We start from the raw sequence: 20976 nt of genomic DNA on the forward strand, positions 1-20976 counted from the left end.
TAAACTCTCTTAAACTAAGTAACAAAGTTAGGTAATAAAGAGTCTATTAAGCATCAAAACAATTCAAAAACAACAAAAATGAAAAACATATTACTAATACTTTTAGCTGTATTTACTACAAGTATATATGCACAAATGCCTAAAAGTAGCCTACCTAAACCAGGTACTATTACTGGTAAGGTAGTTGATCAAATAACCAAACAACCTCTTCCTTACGTAAATATTATAATCAAAGATGCTGCCAAAAAAATTATTACTGGTGGAATTACTGATGATAATGGACTATTCTCTATAAAAAATATTCCTGAAGGTAACAGCATTGTTGAAGTTCAGTTTATAGGATATAAAACTTTTTCAAAGCCAGTTTCTGTAAGCCGTAAATCAAGTAAAGTTAATTTAGGTACCATTTCTCTAGAGGAAGATAGCACAACTTTAGATGAAGTTGAAATTCGTGCAGAAACTTCTTCTGTAACTCAGAAAGTAGACAGAAAAGTTATTAACGTTGGTAAAGATTTAACCTCAGCAGGAGCTACTGCTTCTGATTTATTAAATAACGTACAATCTGTAAGTGTTGATAGCCAATCAGGTAATATTAGCTTGCGTGGTAACGAAAATGTGCGTGTATTAGTTGATGGGAAACCTACCAATATCCCTGCTTCTGAGTTATTAAAACAAATACCTTCATCATCTATTAAAAGTGTTGAGTTAATTACCAATCCTTCTGCTAAATACAACCCTGAAGGAATGAGTGGTATTATTAATATAATTCTTAATAAAAATGCCAATATGGGCTTTAATGGTTCTATAAATACTGGAGTTGAAGCTGGTCATTATGTTCGTTACAATGCTTCTACAAACATGAATTACAAAACAGGAAAAGTGAACTTTTTTGGTAACTATGGCTTTAGAGGTGGTGATAATTATAATTTTGGATACATTAGTAGACCTGGAGAAAATTATCAAGACTTTATTTTTCAGAATGATGATGAATCACATTTATTTAAAATTGGAGCAGACATTTATTTAGATGATAAAAACACTCTTTCACTTTACACAACTCAAAACTGGTTTAATGTTTTTGCTAAAGGACGTGCTATAATTACAGATAATAATGGTAATTTAATTGAACATTCACCTAATACTCAAAACAATGAAAGTCACAATCAAGCTTATAATGTAAATTATAAACATGATTTTGAAAAAGAAGGACATAACATAGAGTTTGAAGCTAACTATTCAAAAAACAACGCTCCAAACTATTTAAATAACTACTTCTTAGAAGGTACTCAACCTGATTATTTCAATGATATTAATAACGATAGAAAAAGTACATTATTAAATTTAGATTATACAAACCCTATTTCTAAAAATGGTAAACTTGAGTTAGGTTTAGAGTATCGAGTAAATAATACCGACAATGTAAACCTAACAAACCAACAAACTGTATTAGAAGATATTAATGGAAATAAAACATATAGAGATGTAGGAGACTCTTATTTTACTTATGACAGAGATATTTATTCTGCTTATATAAACTATGGTCATAAGTTTGGAAAACTATCTATGCAATTAGGTGCTCGTTTTGAGCAATATAAAATTGAAGGAAATTTTACAGGACTAGACGAAAATGGTGATGTAAAGAAAGATAAAGTTACTGATGATATTTTCAGCGTATACCCTTCTGCTTTTTTCACTTACAATCCTAATGATGCAGATCAATTTCAGTTAAGCTATAGTAAAAGAGTTGATAGACCAGGAATACAGCAAGTAAACCCTATTAGAGAATGGAGTACTCCTTTAATTACTTCTGTAGGTAATCCTGATCTTGTTCCTCAATTTACAAACTCAGTTGAATTTAATTATACCAGAAAGATAAAAGGTGGTTCAATAACATTAGGTAGTTTTTATAGAAACATCACCGATGTAATTAATAGAGCTACTTACATGGATCCTTTAGATGAAACAAACACTAGGCAAATATTAACTTTTGCTAATTTTGACGACACAGATGCTTACGGTTTAGAGTTTTCTGCTAGTTACAAGATTGCAAAATGGTGGAGAGCAAACGCAAGTATGGATTATTATTCTCAAAAACAATTTGGAACTGCTGACTTGAGCAACCCTAACGCTCAAACTATTGAAGTTAAAACAGATATTTTTAATGCTCGTATAAGTAATAGTTTTACAGTCTCTAAAAAGTTACGTTTACAGTTATTTGCAATGTACAGAGGCCCAAGAGAAGACATTCAATGGAATGTAGACCCTATGAAAATGGTCAATATTGGTGCTAACTATAGTATTCTTAAAGGAAAAGGAAATATTAACCTTAGAGTAAATGATATCTTTAACGATATGAGGTTTAAATTTAACTCTGAAAGACCTTTTGTTCAAAATGGACGTTTTAAATGGGAAAGTAGAACTGCTTATATTGGATTTAACTATAGGTTTGGTGGAGGAAAAAACAAAGCTCGCGCCAGAAAACAACGTGACAATAACGAAAAACAAGGAGGCGGAGGTTTCTTATAAAATTGGTTTTTAATTAATTATTAAAAAAAAACGAAGTATTTAACTTCGTTTTTTTTATTTTTAGCAGAATTTCATTCCCTTCAATACATGAAAAAATTGCTAATATTAACTTTATTCTTAGTTACTTATTTTTGTCAAGCTCAAAATTTACAGCTTACAGGAACTATTTTAGACAAAAAAACTAATACACCCCTACCTTTTGTTTCCATTACCTGCAAAAATACTTCAAAAAAAATACTAACAGGTAGTATATCTGATGAAAAAGGGAATTTTAAAATTGAAAAACTTCCAAAAGATAGTTTACTCTTAACTTTTCAGTTTATTGGTTATAAAACTCTAGAAAAAAGAATTAATTTAAAAGAAAGCAGTAAAATAGGAGCGGTTTTACTCGAAGAGAATATCACACAGTTGGATGAAGTTGAAATACAAGGAGAAACTTCAACCATTATTCAAAAAATTGACAGAAAAGTTATTAATGTAGGTAATAACCTAACAGCTACTGGAGCTACCTCTTTAGAAATGCTTGAAAACATTCCTTCAATAGATGTTAATCAACTTTCTGGGACTATAAGTTTACGAGGAAATGAAAATGTTAGAGTTTTAGTAAATGGAAAACCTTCCAACGTAAATACAGCTCAATTATTAAAACAAATACCTTCTAACTCGGTAAAAAGCGTTGAAATAATTACAAATCCATCGGCAAAACACACTCCAGAAGGTATGAGTGGTATCATCAATTTAATTCTTAAAAAAAATACTAAAATTGGTTTTAACGGAAGTTTATCTGTTGGTGCAACTCAAAGTAGAAATCTAAGACCCGAAATTTCTTTAAATACAAACTATAAAATTGGTATCACAAATTTTCACCTAAACTATAATACAAGTTGGGGTGATTATGAAACCTTTAATGATTTAGAAAGAACGGACATTGACTTAACTCAAGATATTGATTTTTTAAATAACTCTGAAAATCATAATATCAAATTTGGAGTAGATATAGATATTACTTCAAGAAGTATATTATCTATATATACGTCTCAGAACTTTGATGAGAATAGTTTAGCTACCAACACTCTTGTTCATGAAAACAATTCTTTAGTTTTTGATAACAAAAGTTTTTCTGATTATGATCAAAAAGACGAGACTTATAACATTGATTATGTTTACAACTTTGATGATAAAGGACAAAATTTAGAAATTGAACTCAATCACTCTATAACAAAAAACCCTGAAGAAACTATTAACGAAGAGTTCATCAATCCTAATTCTAAGGAATATAATTATACAAATAATATAAAAGACACACGAAAACTTTGGTTGCTTAATATCGATTATGTAAAACCTATAAAATCTGGAAAATTAGAAGCTGGAATTGAATTTAGAAAACAAGACTTTTACAATTTAATACTTACTGATAGAGAACACATAAATGATTCGGCTTCTCTTGAACTCGTAGGAAACACAACATTAAATTATGACAAAAGTATTTATTCAGTATATATAAACTTTAATAAGGAGTTCAAAAAAATTTCAATTCAAGCTGGAGTTCGATTAGAACAGTTTAACTTAAATGCTCTTTTTTCTAATACCCAACAAGGAAACACTCCTTTAAAAGACAATATTTTTAGTTGGTATCCTTCAGCATCAATTCTATACAGTTTTACTGAAAAAGACAAGTTACAATTTACTTATAGTAGAAGAGTTGACAGACCCTCTGCATATCAAGTAACTCCTATTCAAGAATGGTTTTCACCATTAACTATATCGAAAGGAAACTTAAACTTACAGCCACAGTTTACTAACTCATTAGAGTTTAACTACATTAAAACAATTACTAAAGGCTATATATCTTTCGGTACATTTTATAGAAGAACAAATGACAAAATTGGTCGATTATTACAACAAGACGACCAAAACTCTGATAGAACTATTAGTTCTTTTACTAATTATGACTTTGCTGATAGTTATGGTATTGAACTTTCAGCTAGCTTTAAACCTGTAAAATGGTGGACACTTAGACCTTCTTTTGAAACTTATATACAAGACTCTCAAGGTCTTTTAAATGGTAACTTTAAAACGGTAAAAAACATCTTAGTAAAAGGACGTGTAAGCAACTCTTTTAAAGCTTCAAAAAAACTTAATTTTCAGTTATCAGGAATTTTTAGAGGTAAAAGTGAAAACATTCAATACACTGTACAACCATATACTATGATTAATGTTGGAGCTAGACTAAAAGTATTAAATGGTAAAGGAAATATTACCTTAAGAGGTACTGACATTTTTAATACTGTAAATCTTGACTATGTATCAAATACCCCGTTTATACAAAAAGGAAAGTATACTATGGAAAACAATTCAGTTCATCTAGGTTTTTCCTATAATTTTGGAAGTGGTAAAAACAAAAGTAAAGGCAGAAAGTATAGAGATAGTAATGAAGCTCAAGGAGGCATGTTTTAATAAAAAATCCGAAGTTAAAACTTCGGATTTTTTTATTTTATATGTAAATAAACTACCAACGAATCACTACCGACCCCCAAGTAAATCCACTGCCAAAAGCAGCCAAGACTACTAAATCTCCATCATTTATTTTTCCTTTCTCCCAAGCTTCTGTCAATGCTATAATAACCGAAGCAGCAGTAGTATTACCATACTTCATAATATTGTTATACACCTTGTCATCAGATAACTGGAACTTCTTTTGAATAAACTGAGCAATACGTAAATTCGCTTGATGCGGAATTAACATGTCAATATCTTCTTTTTGTAATCCATTTGCTTGTAAACCTTCAACAATAGCTTCCGAAAAACGAACTACTGCATGTTTAAACACAAATTGACCATTCATATATGGGTAATATGAAGTATCCTCTGGATCGTTTGCTTCCATTATCTCTGGTACCCAACGCCCAGTAGAAGGTCCCTCTAATACTAATTCTTTAGCATACTTCCCTTCTGAATGTAAATGTGATGATAAGATTCCTTTCCCCTCTTCTTCACTACGTGATAATACCGCAGCACCTGCTCCATCACCAAAAATTACTGTAACACCACGACCACGTGTAGAACGTTCTAAACCTCCTGAGTGGTTTTCAGATCCAATAACTAAAATATTTTTATACATCCCAGTTTTAATAAACTGATCAGCAACTGACATTCCGTAAATAAAACCTGAACACTGATTACGTACATCTAACGCACCAATTGTTGGCATATCAAGTAAGTCTTGAACTTGAACACCACCTCCTGGGAAATATAATTCAGGACTCAATGTAGCAAAAACGATGAAATCAATATCATCTTTGGTTAAACCTGCACGTTCAATGGCTATTTTTGCAGCTTTAGCCCCCATAACTGATGTTGAATCATCAGAAGTTTTTGGGTCAATCCAACGACGTTCCTTGATACCAGTTCTTTCCTGAATCCATTCATCGCTCGTCTCCATAAACTGAGTCAAGTCATCGTTAGTCACTACGTTCTCAGGAACATAATAACCTAATCCTGTAATTTTTGAGTTATACATATATTTTTATGTTGGTTATTTTAATATTAACAAATTAAAAGCCTGTAAAAGTATGAATTTTATATAGTCTGCACAAAAGTGTCAGTTTGTCATAAAAATTTATTTGGTATTTTTTTTGACTACTCTATTCATCAGAAAATAATATCAAATAAAATATAAAATTATGAGTAAAGGAAACATTAATGTATCGGTAGAAAATATATTTCCACTGATTAAAAAATTCTTGTATTCTGATCACGAAATCTTTTTACGTGAGTTAATTTCTAACGGAACTGATGCCACAACTAAATTGAAGCACCTTATCTCAATTGGTGAAGCTAAAACTGAGTTAGGCGATGCTAAAATTGAAATAAGTATCGATAAAGATGCGAAAACCTTAACTATTAAAGACCAAGGTATTGGTATGACAATGGATGAGGTTGAAAAATATATTAACCAAATCGCTTTTTCTGGAGCTGAAGAGTTCTTAGAAAAGTATAAAGATGATAAAAACGAAACAGGTGTTATTGGTCACTTCGGATTAGGTTTCTACTCTGCTTTTATGGTAGCTGATAAAGTAGAAATTTTCACCAAATCATTCAAAGACGAACCAGCTGCTCACTGGACATGTGATGGTTCTCCTGAATATACTTTAGTGGAGCACGACAAGTCTGACAGAGGTACTGAAATCGTATTACATATTGCTGAAGATTCTACTGAATTTTTAGAAGAAGGTAAAATTCGTGGGTTATTAACTAAATACAACCGCTTTAACCAAGTTCCGATTAAATTTGGAACCAAGAAAATTAACGATCCTGACTTTACTCCACAAACTACAAAAGATGAGGATGGTAAAGAAGTTACAGAACCTCACAAACAAATCGAAGTAGATGATATCATCAATAATACTGAACCTGCATGGACTAAAAAACCAGCAGATTTAGAAGATGAAGATTATAAAAACTTCTACCGTGAATTGTATCCAATGCAATTTGAGGAATCTCTATTCCACATTCACTTAAACGTAGATTATCCATTCAACTTAACAGGAATTTTATACTTTCCTAAGTTAACACAGAATTTGGATATGCAAAAAGATAAGATTCAGTTATACCAGAATCAAGTATTTGTTACCGATAATGTAGAAGGAATTGTTCCTGATTTCTTACAGATGCTAAAAGGGGTAATTGATTCTCCTGATATTCCTTTAAATGTTTCTCGTTCATACTTACAAGCTGACGGAGCTGTTAAAAAGATTTCTGGATACATTACTAAAAAAGTAGCCGATAAGCTTTCTTCTTTATTCAAAAACAATCGTGAAGACTTTGAACAAAAGTGGAATGACATCAAAGTTATTATCGAGTACGGAATGTTATCAGAAGAAAAATTCTTCAGTAAAGCTAAGAAGTTTGCCTTATACCCAACTGTTGACGGTAAATTCTTTACGTTTGATGAGTTAGTTGAAAAAACGAAGGATGCTCAAACAGATAAAGACGGAAATCACATCGTTTTATACGCAGCAAACAAAGATGCGCAACATAGTTATATTGAAGATGCTAAAGCAAAAGGATATGAAGTGTTGTTATTAGATTCTCCAATCGTTCCGCATTTAATGCAGAAATTAGAAACAGAATCTGGTGATGCTAAAGTACAGTTTAAACGTGTAGATGCTGACCATGTTGATAATTTAATTAAGAAAGATGACACTGTAATTTCTAAACTTTCTGATGAAGAAAAAGAGAGATTAAAACCAGTTATCGAAGGCGCTGTAAATAACTCTAGCTACACAGTACAGTTAGAAGCTATGAATTCAAGTGCTTCTCCTTTCTTAATCACCGTACCAGAATTTATGCGTCGTATGAAAGAAATGAGCGCTACTGGTGGTGGAATGATGGGAATGGGTAACATGCCAGAAATGTACAACTTAGTAGTGAACACTAATCACGAGTTAGTATCAGAAATCTTAACTGCTAATGAAGACAAGCAAAAACAATTAGTTTCACAAGCTTTTGATTTAGCTAAACTATCTCAAAACCTATTACACGGTGAAGATTTAACTAACTTTATCAAACGTTCATATGAACTAATTAAGTAACAAAATGTTATGCTGAACAACTTGTTTCAGTATCACATATCAATATTCAAAACCTCTTTGTGAAAACAGAGAGGTTTTATTTTTGATATATTTGTTAGCTATAAAAACATAACCATGAAAAAAATCCTCTTAACTGTAGTAGCCACAGCTACTTTCCTAGTTTCTTGTAAGCAAGAAAAAAAGGAAGCAGTAAGCACTCCTACTCCAGAAAATACTGAATTCAATCAGTTATTAAAAGATTACAACGAAGGTAAACTACAATTAAACCCTGTAAGTGCAACTTTTGCAGGTGATAATCGTTTTAACGATCAATTCCCTAATACGTTGTCTGACGAATATCAAGCAAAAAGTAATGAGTTTTTTAAAAACTATAAAGAAAAACTTAACAACTTTAAAGATGCTGACTTAACTGAAAATCAACAAATGAGTAAAGCTGTGTTGGATTGGGATTGTGATATGGCATTGGCACAAGCTAGCTATAAAAACGACTTATTAATGCCTATTAACCAAATGTGGACAATTAACCTTACCATAGGACAATTGGCAAGTGGTAGCAGTGCACAACCGTTTAAAACAGTGGAAGATTATGACAATTGGTTAAGTAGATTAGACAAGTACAACACATGGTTACAATCAGCTAAAAAGCGTATGCAACAAGGTATTAATGAAGGATATGTATTGCCTAAATCATTAATTAAGAAAGTAATTCCACAGTTTGGAGATTTAACAGTCGTAAAAAAATCATCTGAGGGAATTACTGATTTTTCAGAACACTTATTTTATTCTCCTATAAACACTTTACCTGCTGATTTTTCGGATGCTGATAAAACAAGATTAACAGAAGCGTATACCAATATATTGAATGATAAATTAATTCCGTCATTCAAAGCTATGTATGAATTTTTAAAGACTGACTATTTAGCTGCTGGTAGAGAAAGCAGCGGTATTTCTGATATCCCTAACGGAACAGCATACTATCAACATGCTATCAAAAACTATACAACTACCAACATGACTGCTGATGAAATTCATGAATTAGGGCTAAAAGAAGTTGCTCGAATTTTATCAGAAATGGAAAAAGTAAAAGAACAAGTTGGATTTGAAGGAAACTTAAAAGAATTCTTTGATTTTGTTCGTAACAACAAAGAATTAATGCCATATACTGAATCGCAACAAATCATCAATAATTTTAATGCTATTCACGAAAAAATGAAACCACAATTAGAAAAATTATTTGGTAATAAACCAAAAACTCCATTTGTGGTAAAACAAACTGAAAAATTCAGAGAAGCTTCTGCTAGTGCTGAATACAACCCTGGTTCGTTAGATGGTACTCGCCCAGGTGTTTTCTACACGCCAATTCCCGATGCAACTAAATACAACGTATTTTCTGATGAAGCTTTATTTTTACATGAGGCTATTCCGGGACACCATTATCAAATTTCATTAACTCAAGAAAACGAAGAATTACCAGACTTTAGAAAAACCTTATGGTATAGTGCCTATGGTGAAGGTTGGGCATTGTATACCGAAAATTTAGGAAAAGAATTAGGTTTATACACAGACCCATATCAATACTTCGGAATGTTAGGTATGGAAATGCACCGAGCAATTCGTTTAGTTGTTGATACTGGACTACATGCTAAAGGTTGGAGTCGTGAAAAAGCAATTCAATATTCATTAGATAATGAAGCTGAAAGCGAAGCTAGTATTATTTCTGAAATTGAGCGTTATATGGCAAACCCTGGACAAGCGTTATCTTATAAAATAGGGCAATTGAAAATCCGTGAATTACGTGCAAAAGCCAAAAAGGAATTAGGCGATAAATTCGATATTAAAAAATTCCATAATCAGGTTTTAGAGACAGGATGTATTCCTTTAGCGCTATTAGAAAACAAAATTGACAACTGGGTTACTTCTAAAAACTAACCTCACTACTTTAATAAAAAATAAAAATCCGCTTTGATAACTCAAAGCGGATTTTTTTATCAGTTAAATTTTCTAGTAAAATGGTTTTTCAAATAATAGATTTGTACAAATACCATTACGGTAAAAAAGAAGCAAGCACTTAGCATTAAATTTGATACTGTGATATTTTTAAATAAATTTGGCAATTGAATATTCGATAAGTAATCCATTTTTATCTCAGGTATTTGAAGCCAACTTGATGAAGTTCCTTTCGATACAAACAAAATACTAACAGCTAATATACCTGCTAATACAAACCATACTTTTTTTGATATTAATGGTTCTACTTTATAAATAGAAGATTTCTCTTCTTGTACAATAGCATCCATAATATTTGCTGTAAAATCAATAGATGGTGCTGCCTCTCCTATTTCGTTGATATACTTTTTTGTAAAAGCATCCAACTCTTTAATATCTTTATTTTCTCCCATAATGTTTTATCAATTCAGGTTCTACTTTTTTCTCTACTATACTCAGTAAACTCTTTCTAGCTCTATGTAATTTCACTTTAACATTCGCTTCAGAAAAATCGGTTACTTCTACTATTTCCTTCAAACTTAATTCTTCAAAATAAAACATCCATAAAATAGAACGCTCCTCTTCTGGCAGACTTAACAAACACTTATTTATCACTTCTACTCGTTCTTTTCGTTCAATACCCTCTAAAATACTATCAGTAGATTTAATTCTATTAATCGTTATCTCATCAATTGTATCTGTATTATACTTCTCTTTATTCTTTTTTAAACTATCTAAACAAGTTCTGTACGTTATTTTAACAACCAAGTAGAAAATTTTGACTCTCCTTTAAACTTACTTAAATTCTTGTAAGCTTTTATAAAAGTATCTTGTGATATTTCTTCAGCCTCTTCTCTACTCTTTACCATTTTTAACGCCAACGAAAACACCATTACTTTATACTTTTCTACTAAAAAAGCATAAGCATTAGTATCTCCTCTAAGGATTTTATCTATATAAGTTTGATCGTTAATAATAGTCGTTTTATACTATGACTGTACTTAGTTAAAAAAGGTTACAACTATTCATTAAAAAAATTAAAAATATTCTGTAACCTTTTTTTAAATGTAGCTGTCATACTTGTAAACACATTAAAAATAATCATTTTAAACTCAAAAATATGGAAGTAACAATTGTATTTATGTTCTTGTTTGCAGTAATATTCGGAATCTTTTATTTATTCTATTCAACAAGAAATAAGGAACGTTTAGCTTTAATTGAAAAAGGTGTAGATGCCAAAATTTTTATGCAAGGCGAAAAAAAACGTTCTACATTAACAGGTAGGATAATTATCTTAAACTTAGCTTTATTAGCTATGGGAATAGGTGTTGGTGTTTTATTAGGTGCTATTTTAAGTTCTTTATTTGGATATAGTGGTTCTTGGGCAGATAGACCATCAAATGCTATTGATTCAGAAGTTTTCTTTATCTCATCTATTTTTCTTTGTGCAGGTGGGACCTTATTAATCGGTTTTAATCAAACCAAAAAATTAGACAACGAATAAAGTTTGTTTAAATAATAAACTACTTTAATAAATATGTTAAAAGAGAATAAAGCTAATTTTATTCTCTTTTTTGTTTTGTAATTTAGTAAGCTAAATTCCTTAACATGAGAAAATTCACAGTACTATTCTTACTAATTTCTACAACAATATCAGCGCAAACCGACACTAAAATATACGATATTATTAATGCTGTTTCAGCAGATAGAATCAAAACTGATATTACTACTCTAACAAATTTCGGAACACGCCATACACTAAGTGATACAATTTCAAATACTCGTGGAATTGGAGCGGCACGTCGTTGGATTAAATCTGAATTTGATAAAATATCTTCTGATTGCAACAACTGTTTAGAGGTATTTTACCAAAAAGACTTTGTAAAAAAAGGAACCAATAGCAGAATCACCAAAGATGTTTGGGTCGTTAATGTTGTTGCTATTCAAAAAGGAACAAAATATCCTAACAATTACATTGTAATGAGTGGTGATATTGACTCAAGAATTTCCGATCCTAATAATTTTACCGATGATGCGCCTGGAGCTAATGACAATGCTTCTGGTATGGCAGGAACAATTGAAGCTGCTCGTGTTTTAAGTAACTATAACTTTGAAAACAGTATTATTTATGTTGGATTGTCTGGTGAAGAACAAGGTTTGTTTGGAGGAAAAGGATTAGCTAAATATGCTAAAGAAAAAGACTGGAATATTGTAGGTGTTATGAATAACGATATGATTGGAAACATTAAAGGTGTTGATGGAGTTATAGACAACCGTACATTTAGAATCTTTTCTGAACCCGTACCTCCAACCGAAACTGAACGTCAACGAAAAGCACGTCGCTTTTATGGTGGTGAAGTGGACGGAGTTTCACGTCAATTAGCACGTTATATTTATACAACAACTAAAACGTATATGCCAGAAATGAATCCGAAAATGATTTATCGCTTAGACAGATTTGGTCGTGGTGGACATCATAGACCTTTTAACGATGCTGGCTTTGCTGGTATTAGAATTATGGAAGCTCATGAAAACTACACACAGCAACATCAAGATATTAGAACCGAAAATGGTATTGAATATGGTGACCGATTAAAGTTTGTAAATTTCGATTATGCTAAAAAATTAACTGCTGTAAACGCTATTAACTTAGCCAGCATTGCTGCTGCTCCACCTTCACCTAAAAATGTAGGAATTGGCGGTATTGTTGAAGCATCTGCTAAACTTCAATGGGATAAGGTTACTGGTGTTAAAGGATATAAAATTTATTGGAGAGACACCACTTCTCCTACTTGGGATAATTTCAAGTATATAGAAAATACTACTGAGCTTACTTTAAATGGAATTGTCTTAGATAATTACTTCTTTGGAGTAAGTGCTGTTGGTAAAAATGGACACGAAAGTATTGTTTCATTCCCCTCAAAAATTATACGTTAACAAATGGACCACAAACCTCACCTATATTTTAAAACAGACACAGAATGGCGTAAGTGGTTATTAGAAAACCATAACGAAAGTGATGGAGTTCATCTAATTTTATACAAAGTTGACGTAAACATACCCAGTATGCGTTGGGAAGAAGCTGTAAAAGTAGCTTTATGCTTTGGTTGGATAGATAGTACTGTGAAAAGTTTAGGCGATGGTAAAAGGCGGCAATACTTCAGCCCCAGAAAACCTAAAAGTGTTTGGAGTGCTTTAAACAAGAAATATATTAAGGAACTAAATACTTCCAACTTAATCCACCCTGCTGGAAATGCCTCTGTTGAAATTGCTAAAAAGAACGACTCTTGGACAGCTCTTGATGCTGTAGAAAAGTTGATTGTTCCAAAAGATTTGCAAATTTAATTTGATAAAAATCCAACCGCTTTTAACAACTATCAAAACTTTGCTCCTTCTTACCGTAAGAACTACTTGTACTGGATACATCAAGCTAAAAGAGAAGCTACAAGAGTAAAACGAATTAATGAAATTATTCGTTTGTGTGAAGCTAATATTAAATCTAAATAAACTGTTAAACTTTATAATATAATTAACAATAATAGATAATAATATAAAGTAAATTGGTTATCTTATTTATCAACTCAAACAAATTATTATGTTTACAAAACAACTAAAGTTAGTTTGTTTACTTTTTTTAACCATTTCAATAATCGGCATTCAAGACATAAATGCTCAAAAAAGAAAAAAGAAAAAGAACAAAGCTAAAACAGAAGTTTCTTCTAAATCAAAAAAAAAGGAACCAAAAAAAACAATTAAAAGCTTAACAAAAAATAGTAAAAAACTAGACGGTTTATTTACTATTTTCCAAGACTCAGTTACCGGTAATGTTAAGTTACTATTGAAAAAAGAACAATTAAACAAAGATTTTATTTATTTCTCACAAATTGCTGATGGTGTTACAGAGGCTGGTGCTTTTAGAGGCGCTTATAAGGGTTCTAGCATTTTCAATATAAAAAAACACTTTAATAAAATTGAGTTTGTTGCTCCTAATACTTCATTTTATTTCGATAAAAATAATGCTATTTCTAAATCAGCCAAAGCAAATATTAGCGATGCTATTATAGCAAGTACTAAAATTTTAGCCTCTGATGAAAAAAAAGGAGAATATCTTATAGATGCTAATACCTTATTTATTTCTGAAGCTTTTACTCGAATTAAAGCTCCAAACTTTCCTAAAAGTTCACCTTTTGCATTTAAGCTAGGTAGATTTGATAAGGAAAAGTCAAAAATAAATACCATAAAAAACTATCCAGAAAACACCAACCTTAAAACTGAATATGTATACAACAATCCTTCGGTTTTAAACCAAGGGTCAAGAGCTATTAAAGATGGTAGGTATATTTCTATAAAGGTTTTTCATACGTTTATGAACGTTCCTGAGAACAACTATCAAACCAGAATAGATGACCCAAGAGTAGGTTATTTTTTAACAAACACTAACGACATGACCTCTACACAAACTGTGAACTATAGAGATTTTATACATCGTTGGAAACTTGTTAAGAAAAACCCTGAGTTAGCCATTTCAGAACCTGTAAAACCAATTACTTGGTGGATTGAAAACTCAACACCTAAAGAGTTTATTGAAACTATAAAAGAAGGTGTTTTAGCTTGGAATGAAGCTTTTGAAAAAGCTGGATTTAAAAATGCTATGGTTGTAAAAGTTCAACCAGATGATGCTACATGGGATGCTGGTGATGTTCGTTACAACGTTCTACGTTGGACCTCTTCTCCTAATCCTCCTTTTGGTGGTTACGGACCTAGTTTTGTTAACCCTAAAACAGGAGAAATTTTAGGAGCAGATATTATGCTTGAATATGTTCATTTTACCAATCGTGTGAAATACAATAAAATATTTGGTGATATATCAAAAGCTTCTTCTGAAGAAGAGGCACGTGCTATTTTTACCAATGAAAACAACCTTATGTACTGTTCAGCAGGTCATTTAATGCATGAAAACACCATTTTTGGTAAAACAGTTTTAGCAGTTACAGGTGCTTCTGATTTAGAAATGGAAGGTATGAAAAGAGAAGCTATGAAATCATTAATCATGCACGAAGTAGGTCATACACTAGGTTTAAACCATAATATGAAAGCAAGTCAATTGTTTACTCCAGAACAACTAGCTGACCCTGATTTTATAAAAGGAAAATGCTTAACTGGTTCTGTAATGGATTATGCTGCTATTAATTTAACTCTTGATAGAAGTAAACAAGGGCAATATTATGATACTGCTGTAGGGCCTTATGATATTTGGGCTATTCAATACGGTTATACACCTTTTAAAAACAGAGCTGAAATGGATGCTTTATTAGCACAATCAACAAAACCGGAATTAATTTTTGGTAACGATGCTGATGATATGCGTTCTCCTGGTAAGGCAATAGACCCTCGTGTTATGATAGGCGATTTATCAAACGATCAAATCAAATATTCAATTAACCGCATTAAACTGGCTAATAACATAATGAAAGATATTAAACAACGTTTTTCAAAAGAAGGAGAAACCTACGAGGAGCTTAGAAATGCTTATTATATCTTAAACGGTCAAGCTGTTAGAGCTGGTGATGTAATTTCTAGATTTATAGGTGGTGTTTATGTAGACAGATCTGTATCTGGTCAAGAAAATGCTGGCCAACCATATACACCCGTTAGTTTAGCTGATCAAAAAAGAGCTATGAATGCATTAAAAACATATATTTTTGCTCCAAATGCTTTTAATGCTCCCAAAGGTTTATATAACTATTTAGCAAGACAAAGACGTGGATTTAACTTTTTCTCTGGATCAGAAGATCCTAAAATCCATGCTGAAGTTTTAAGCTATCAAAAAAGAGTTTTAAATCATATTTTACACAGAAATACTTTACAAAGAATTTCTGATTCAGAATTATATGGAAATCAATATAAGCTAGCTAGTTTTATGACAGACCTTAATAATGCAATCTTTAAGACTGATATAAACACCAATGTAAACTCTTTCCGTCAAAATTTACAAACTGAATATACCAAAATGCTACTAAAAATGATTAGTAGTAAAAGTAAATATACCAACGCCTCTAAATCTATGGCCTTGTATAATTTAAACAAGATTAAATCATGGGTAAGTAATGGTGTTGGTAATATTGCTACAAAAGCTCATAAAAGTCAATTAAAACTCTTAATTAATAATAATCTTAAAGATATAAAGTAACATTATTTAAGAGCTATAATATAACCTCATCATTAAAAAATGATGGGGTTATTTTTTAACTTTTTTTTATAAAAATTCACAACCACCTTATTTTACAAGAGTTGTAGCTCTTATTTTTTAATCCTTTTCTTTCGTCTCTTAGTTTTTTTTAAAAATGAATGTTTATTTTTGAGTACTATGGCTACTATATTAATTACAGGCGGAACTGGTTTAATTGGAAAAGAGTTAACTAAAAAGTTAACTAGTGAAGGACATGTGGTAAATATTCTTACTAGAACTCCTAAAAAGAACAATGAATTTCGTTGGAATGTTGAAGAAAGTTTTATCGATAAAGATGCTTTTACCAACGTAAATTATATTATTCATTTAGCAGGAGCTGGAATTGCTGATAAACGTTGGACTAATGAAAGAAAGAAAGAATTGATAAATAGTCGTGTAAAAACTGCAAATTTACTGTTCAATAAAATACAAGAATACCAAGTACCTCTTGAGAAATTTATTTCTGCTTCTGGTATAGGATATTATGGAGCTGTTACTTCTAACAAAATATTTACGGAAAAAGATGAGTCTGAAAATGATTTTATTTCTAAAATTTGTGTAAAATGGGAAGAAGCTGCTTATCAATTCGAACAAATAGACATTCCCGTGACCATTTTACGAACTGGTGTAGTGCTTTCAAAAAAAGGTGGAGCTTTACAAAAAATGAACACCCCTTTATTTTTATCTGCTTTAGGTAATGGTAAACAATACATGCCTTGGATTCATATTGATGATTTATGTGAACTGTATGCAAAAACAATAGAAGACAAAGACTTTAATGGTATTTTTAATGCTGTTGCTCCAGAACATCAAACCAATGAAAGTTTTACTAAATTATTAGGAAAGGTAATTAATAAACCTGTGCTTCCTATGAACACTCCTTCTTTTATTTTAAAAACTGCTTTGGGTGAAATGGCTTATATTTTATTACAAGGAAGTAAGGTTTCTTCTGAAAAAACAAGTAATGCTTATAATTTTATTTTTCCAAACTTAAAAACTGCTTTAACCAATATTTATAATGAATAATAAACTTGAAAATCCTGTTTGGCATTCGTTGTGTGAAACACATGAAAAATTTGCTATCAACTACGATGATGTAAAGTTTTACAATCCTACAATTTGCCCATTTGGTGCTTTTACGGATGCCTCAAAAACAACAAAAGCTTTACATGAATATTCGAAACTGACTGATCAATTCTTTTTAGTTTCTGAAAATAAAACTCCTACTTACGACAAAAACAAAATTCTTCTGTACAAAAAGATTGATGGCTGTCAAATGGTTTTAGAGAACATAACAGATTTTGACATTACCGAAGAAATTAAACCGCTAACTGAAGAACATATTGATGAAATTTATAACCTAGTATGGTTAGTAATGCCTGGTTACTATAGAAAAAGAACGTTTGATATGGGAAAGTATTTTGGAATTTTTAAAGATAATATGCTTGTGGCTGTAACTGGGCAACGCATGCAAACTGACAATTTTATTGAAGTTAGTGCTGTAGTTACACATCCTGAGTATACTAGAAAAGGATTAGCTAAACAACTCTCTCAACATGTTACTAAAGAAATTTTAAAAGATGGAAAACATCCTATTTTGCATACTAACAAAGGAAACCCTGCAATTAAGCTTTATGAAAAATTAGGATATCGACTTACACGAGATATGAACTGGTGGTTTTTTCATAAAAGATAAAAGCTCAGAATAAATTCTGAGCTTTTTAATTAAAACATTTTTCTTAACCTTTAATTAACTTTGTTATCACGTTTGTTGTTGCATCTTGTCCTTGAATCTTCATTGTCATATTAATATTTGACTCTAAAGGCATTCCTGAATCTCTTTCTATATCCATAGTACCTGTAATATCTCCATTAGCCACTCCCGTAACCTTTCCTGAAACATCTATTAAAACATTGTTAGAAGATATTGATTTAACTTTATAGGTAAAACTAAAACTCATTGCACCATCACTTTTAGTCTTTGTCCAAGTATCTCCTACCCCAACTGCTTCTTTAGGATAAATCACACTACTTGATTGCTTTGAAAAATCTTTTGCTCCTTGAATATTACTAGGTTCAACTTTTGTTTCTAAGATATTTCCTAAGTTATCTCCTTTTGTGATAATTGTAGCTGATAACATTGGCTGCATTCTAGATTTCATCATCTTACCAGTTTCATCCAACTCTTCATCTTTTTTAGTTGAATCGTAAGACATTGGTACTCCTCCTTGCTTCATATCCATTGCCATCTTGGTGATTTTAGAACTACTTTCATACGTATCATCTGAAACACTGGTTATATTATATTTCATTTGAATATGCATATCATTTGTCATTACTCCAACACCTATTACCTGAGCCATTTTCATGTCCATAGTATACTTTTGTCCTTTTTCATAATTTAAACGAAGTAACACTTTTTCTTGTGCTGTACTAATCATTGTTACACCTAACAAAAGTGCTATTAAAATTTTTTTCATCTTTTTTTTGATTTCTATTAATAGTTTAAAGTAGCTAATATAGCTAAAAATAAAAAAGGCTTAGGTGAACACCTAAGCCTTTTAAAATATTATATCGCTTTTATTAAAAATCTTGATTTACATCCCAAGATTCTAAAATATCTTTTAATGTTTTAATAAACATACCTCCTAGGGCTCCATTTACCACTCTATGATCGTAAGAATGTGAAACAATCATCTTATGACGGATTCCTATAAAATCTCCTTCTGGAGTTTCAATAACAGCAGGTTTTTTAACAATAGCTCCTAAAGCTAAAATTGCCACTTGAGGTTGGTTTATTATTGGCGTACCTGTAATACTCCCAAAACTTCCAACATTAGTTACCGTATAAGTTCCTCCTTGAATTTCATCTGGTTTTAACTTATTAGCACGAGCTCTAGTTGCTAAATCGTTTATTTGCTTAGTCATCCCCACTAAATTCAACATATCAGCATTTTTAATTACTGGTACAATTAAATTCCCATCAGGTAGCGCTGCAGCCATTCCTAAGTTTACATTTCCTCTTTTAATGATTTTATCACCATCAACAGAAATGTTTATCATAGGGTGCCTCTTAATTGTAGAAGCTACAGCTTGCATAAATATTGGTGTAAATGTTAATTTCTCTCCTTCTCTTTGTTGGTAAGCATTTTTAACCTTATTTCTCCAATTAACAATATTAGTTACATCAATTTCGATAAACGACTGTACATGAGCTGATGTTTGAATAGAATCGATCATGTGTTTAGAGATTAATTTCCCCATACGGCTCATTTCTATAATTTCATCTTGACCACTTAATGAAACAGGAGTTGGTGCTGGTGCTGATTGAGGTGCCGATTTCTTTTCTGTTGAAGCTGATGCTGCAACTTTTGGTTGACTTCCTCTACTTTCTAAATATGATAAAATATCATTTTTAGTGACTCTTCCTTCTTTACCCGTTCCTTTTATAGTTTCTAACTCTTCAACCGATATTCCTTCTGTTTGTGCAATACTTTTTACTAATGGTGAGTAAAAACGATCGCTTGATGAAGTATCAATCGTAGTAGCTGCTGTTTCTTTAGCTACTTCAACTGTTTTTTCTACTGCTGCTACAGTTTCTGGTTTAACCTCTTCTTTCTTAGACGCATCAGTTGTTGCTCTTTCCTCTCCTTCTACTTCTATAATTGCAATAGTTTCACCTACTTGCACAACAGTATCTTTTTCGAATAAGATTTCAACTAAAGTTCCTTCAACTTCACTAGGTACTTCGCTATCTACTTTATCTGTAGCTACTTCAACAACGGTATCATCTATATCAATAGTTTCTCCAACTTCTTTTACCCAAGAAGTTATTGTTGCTTCTGCAACACTTTCGCCCATTTTAGGCAACTTCAATTCGTATCTAGCCATAGTGTATAATTTTAAACGCTTGCGAAGTTACTAAAAAGCAACGATTTTTTCATGATTTTATACGTTAAATATTTCTAACTTCTTCTTTATTGATTAAATTATTCTCAATTCAACTATAAAAAACAATAAATAGATTATTGTTATCTCTGTAAACAGAGAATATCGTTACGAATAATTTAATATCTAATTAAACTTTTGTTTGTTAGCTCAAAATTCTATTTTTGAACTCTTTAACCTAATTAAAAATTATTGAACGCAGCTATTACCAAACTTAACTTTTTATTTGACTGGAGACCTTATCAAGCAAAAGTGCTTCAAAATTTTTCAGCTCATATACAGGATGATCATTTTCATATAGTTGCGCCACCTGGTTCTGGAAAAACAATTTTAGGGATAGAAATTATTAAAAAAATAGGTAAAAAAACATTGATTTTAGCTCCTACTTTAACCATTAGAAATCAATGGGAAGATCGTTTACAAAACTTTTTTACTACCGATTGTAATTTCAAACAGATTTCATTTGATATTAAGCAACCTTCTGATATTACCTTTTCTACATATCAATCCCTGCATAGTTTTTATAAGTCTTTTGAAACTAAAGAAGACTATTACAAGTTCTTTAAAAAACATCAAATAGAAGTTTTATTATTAGATGAAGCACATCATTTAAAAAATGCTTGGTGGAAATGTTTGTTTGATTTAAAAGAGCGACACATGCAAACTGTTGTTTCTTTAACTGCTACTCCACCC

16 protein-coding genes and 2 pseudogenes are annotated in these 20976 nt (G+C 31.2%); 12 read left to right on the plus strand and 6 right to left on the minus strand.

Features of this window, described 5'->3' with window-relative positions; genetic code table 11:
- The first annotated feature begins 78 nt into the window (after window positions 1-78).
- Window positions 79-2526, plus strand: coding sequence for a TonB-dependent receptor domain-containing protein (locus tag MK851_RS06665; protein ID WP_303506449.1), 2448 nt, complete (start codon window positions 79-81; stop codon window positions 2524-2526).
- Between the two features lie 87 nt (window positions 2527-2613).
- The gene (locus MK851_RS06670) at window positions 2614-4983 is read left to right on the plus strand and encodes a TonB-dependent receptor domain-containing protein (protein WP_320242565.1); all 2370 of its coding nucleotides are present in this window, start codon (window positions 2614-2616) and stop codon (window positions 4981-4983) included.
- Between the two features lie 52 nt (window positions 4984-5035).
- Here the strand turns inward: MK851_RS06670 and MK851_RS06675 are convergent, their stop codons facing one another.
- Window positions 5036-6046: a beta-ketoacyl-ACP synthase III gene (locus tag MK851_RS06675; RefSeq protein ID WP_320242567.1), complete on the minus strand. Its 1011-nt coding sequence runs from the start codon at window positions 6044-6046 to the stop codon at window positions 5036-5038.
- Between the two features lie 163 nt (window positions 6047-6209).
- Between MK851_RS06675 and htpG the strand changes: the two genes are divergently transcribed.
- Both htpG and MK851_RS06685 read left to right on the plus strand, forming a co-directional pair.
- Complete coding sequence (htpG, locus tag MK851_RS06680; RefSeq protein WP_320242569.1) at window positions 6210-8120, plus strand: molecular chaperone HtpG; 1911 nt, start codon at window positions 6210-6212, stop codon at window positions 8118-8120.
- 114 nt (window positions 8121-8234) lie between these two features.
- Window positions 8235-10049 carry a DUF885 domain-containing protein gene (locus MK851_RS06685; protein ID WP_320242571.1) on the plus strand — a complete coding sequence of 605 codons (1815 nt, stop codon included), beginning with the start codon at window positions 8235-8237 and terminating at the stop codon, window positions 10047-10049.
- A gap of 59 nt (window positions 10050-10108) precedes the next feature.
- On the opposite strand, the gene MK851_RS06690 is transcribed toward MK851_RS06685, so the two are convergent.
- From MK851_RS06690 to MK851_RS06700, 3 genes are read right to left on the minus strand one after another with little or no spacing between them, the layout of a single operon-like run.
- Window positions 10109-10519: a hypothetical protein gene (locus tag MK851_RS06690; RefSeq protein ID WP_303506439.1), complete on the minus strand. Its 411-nt coding sequence runs from the start codon at window positions 10517-10519 to the stop codon at window positions 10109-10111.
- Window positions 10506-10874 (minus strand): RNA polymerase sigma factor, encoded by a 369-nt coding sequence (locus MK851_RS06695; protein ID WP_303506436.1) that lies wholly within the window; start codon window positions 10872-10874, stop codon window positions 10506-10508. Before MK851_RS06695 ends, MK851_RS06690 begins: the two co-directional genes overlap by 14 nt.
- Window positions 10859-10975, minus strand: coding sequence for an RNA polymerase sigma factor (locus tag MK851_RS06700; protein ID WP_303506434.1), 117 nt, complete (start codon window positions 10973-10975; stop codon window positions 10859-10861). Before MK851_RS06700 ends, MK851_RS06695 begins: the two co-directional genes overlap by 16 nt.
- A gap of 251 nt (window positions 10976-11226) precedes the next feature.
- On the opposite strand from MK851_RS06700, the gene MK851_RS06705 reads away from it, so the two are divergent.
- From MK851_RS06705 to MK851_RS06735, 7 genes and pseudogenes are all read left to right on the plus strand, one after another.
- Window positions 11227-11610 (plus strand): DUF6249 domain-containing protein, encoded by a 384-nt coding sequence (locus MK851_RS06705; RefSeq protein ID WP_303506432.1) that lies wholly within the window; start codon window positions 11227-11229, stop codon window positions 11608-11610.
- 104 nt (window positions 11611-11714) lie between these two features.
- Window positions 11715-13043 carry a M28 family metallopeptidase gene (locus MK851_RS06710; RefSeq protein ID WP_320242575.1) on the plus strand — a complete coding sequence of 443 codons (1329 nt, stop codon included), beginning with the start codon at window positions 11715-11717 and terminating at the stop codon, window positions 13041-13043.
- Between the two features lie 3 nt (window positions 13044-13046).
- Window positions 13047-13451, plus strand: coding sequence for a hypothetical protein (locus MK851_RS06715; protein ID WP_320242577.1), 405 nt, complete (start codon window positions 13047-13049; stop codon window positions 13449-13451).
- Between the two features lie 12 nt (window positions 13452-13463).
- Window positions 13464-13613: pseudogene (locus MK851_RS06720) on the plus strand (YdeI/OmpD-associated family protein); the annotation flags it as partial.
- 88 nt (window positions 13614-13701) lie between these two features.
- Window positions 13702-16296, plus strand: coding sequence for a zinc-dependent metalloprotease (locus tag MK851_RS06725; protein WP_320242579.1), 2595 nt, complete (start codon window positions 13702-13704; stop codon window positions 16294-16296).
- Window positions 16297-16473: 177 nt separating this feature from the next.
- A complete protein-coding gene (locus MK851_RS06730) occupies window positions 16474-17361 on the plus strand; it encodes a TIGR01777 family oxidoreductase (RefSeq protein ID WP_320242581.1) in 888 nt (295 codons plus the stop codon).
- Window positions 17354-18031: a GNAT family N-acetyltransferase gene (locus MK851_RS06735; protein ID WP_320242583.1), complete on the plus strand. Its 678-nt coding sequence runs from the start codon at window positions 17354-17356 to the stop codon at window positions 18029-18031. The genes MK851_RS06730 and MK851_RS06735 overlap by 8 nt, the downstream gene beginning before the upstream one ends.
- Window positions 18032-18074: 43 nt before the next feature.
- On the opposite strand, the gene MK851_RS06740 is transcribed toward MK851_RS06735, so the two are convergent.
- Complete coding sequence (locus tag MK851_RS06740) at window positions 18075-18815, minus strand: DUF6263 family protein (protein WP_320242585.1); 741 nt, start codon at window positions 18813-18815, stop codon at window positions 18075-18077.
- Between the two features lie 103 nt (window positions 18816-18918).
- Window positions 18919-20226, minus strand: coding sequence for a dihydrolipoamide acetyltransferase family protein (locus tag MK851_RS06745; RefSeq protein WP_320242587.1), 1308 nt, complete (start codon window positions 20224-20226; stop codon window positions 18919-18921).
- Between the two features lie 249 nt (window positions 20227-20475).
- Between MK851_RS06745 and MK851_RS15665 the strand changes: the two are divergent.
- Window positions 20476-20970, plus strand: a pseudogene (locus tag MK851_RS15665) (DEAD/DEAH box helicase family protein); the annotation flags it as partial.
- Between the last annotated feature and the right edge of the window lie 6 nt (window positions 20971-20976).

It is taken from the genome of Tenacibaculum sp. 1B UA (genome assembly GCF_033978845.1).
Taxonomy (GTDB): Bacteria; Bacteroidota; Bacteroidia; order Flavobacteriales; family Flavobacteriaceae; genus Polaribacter.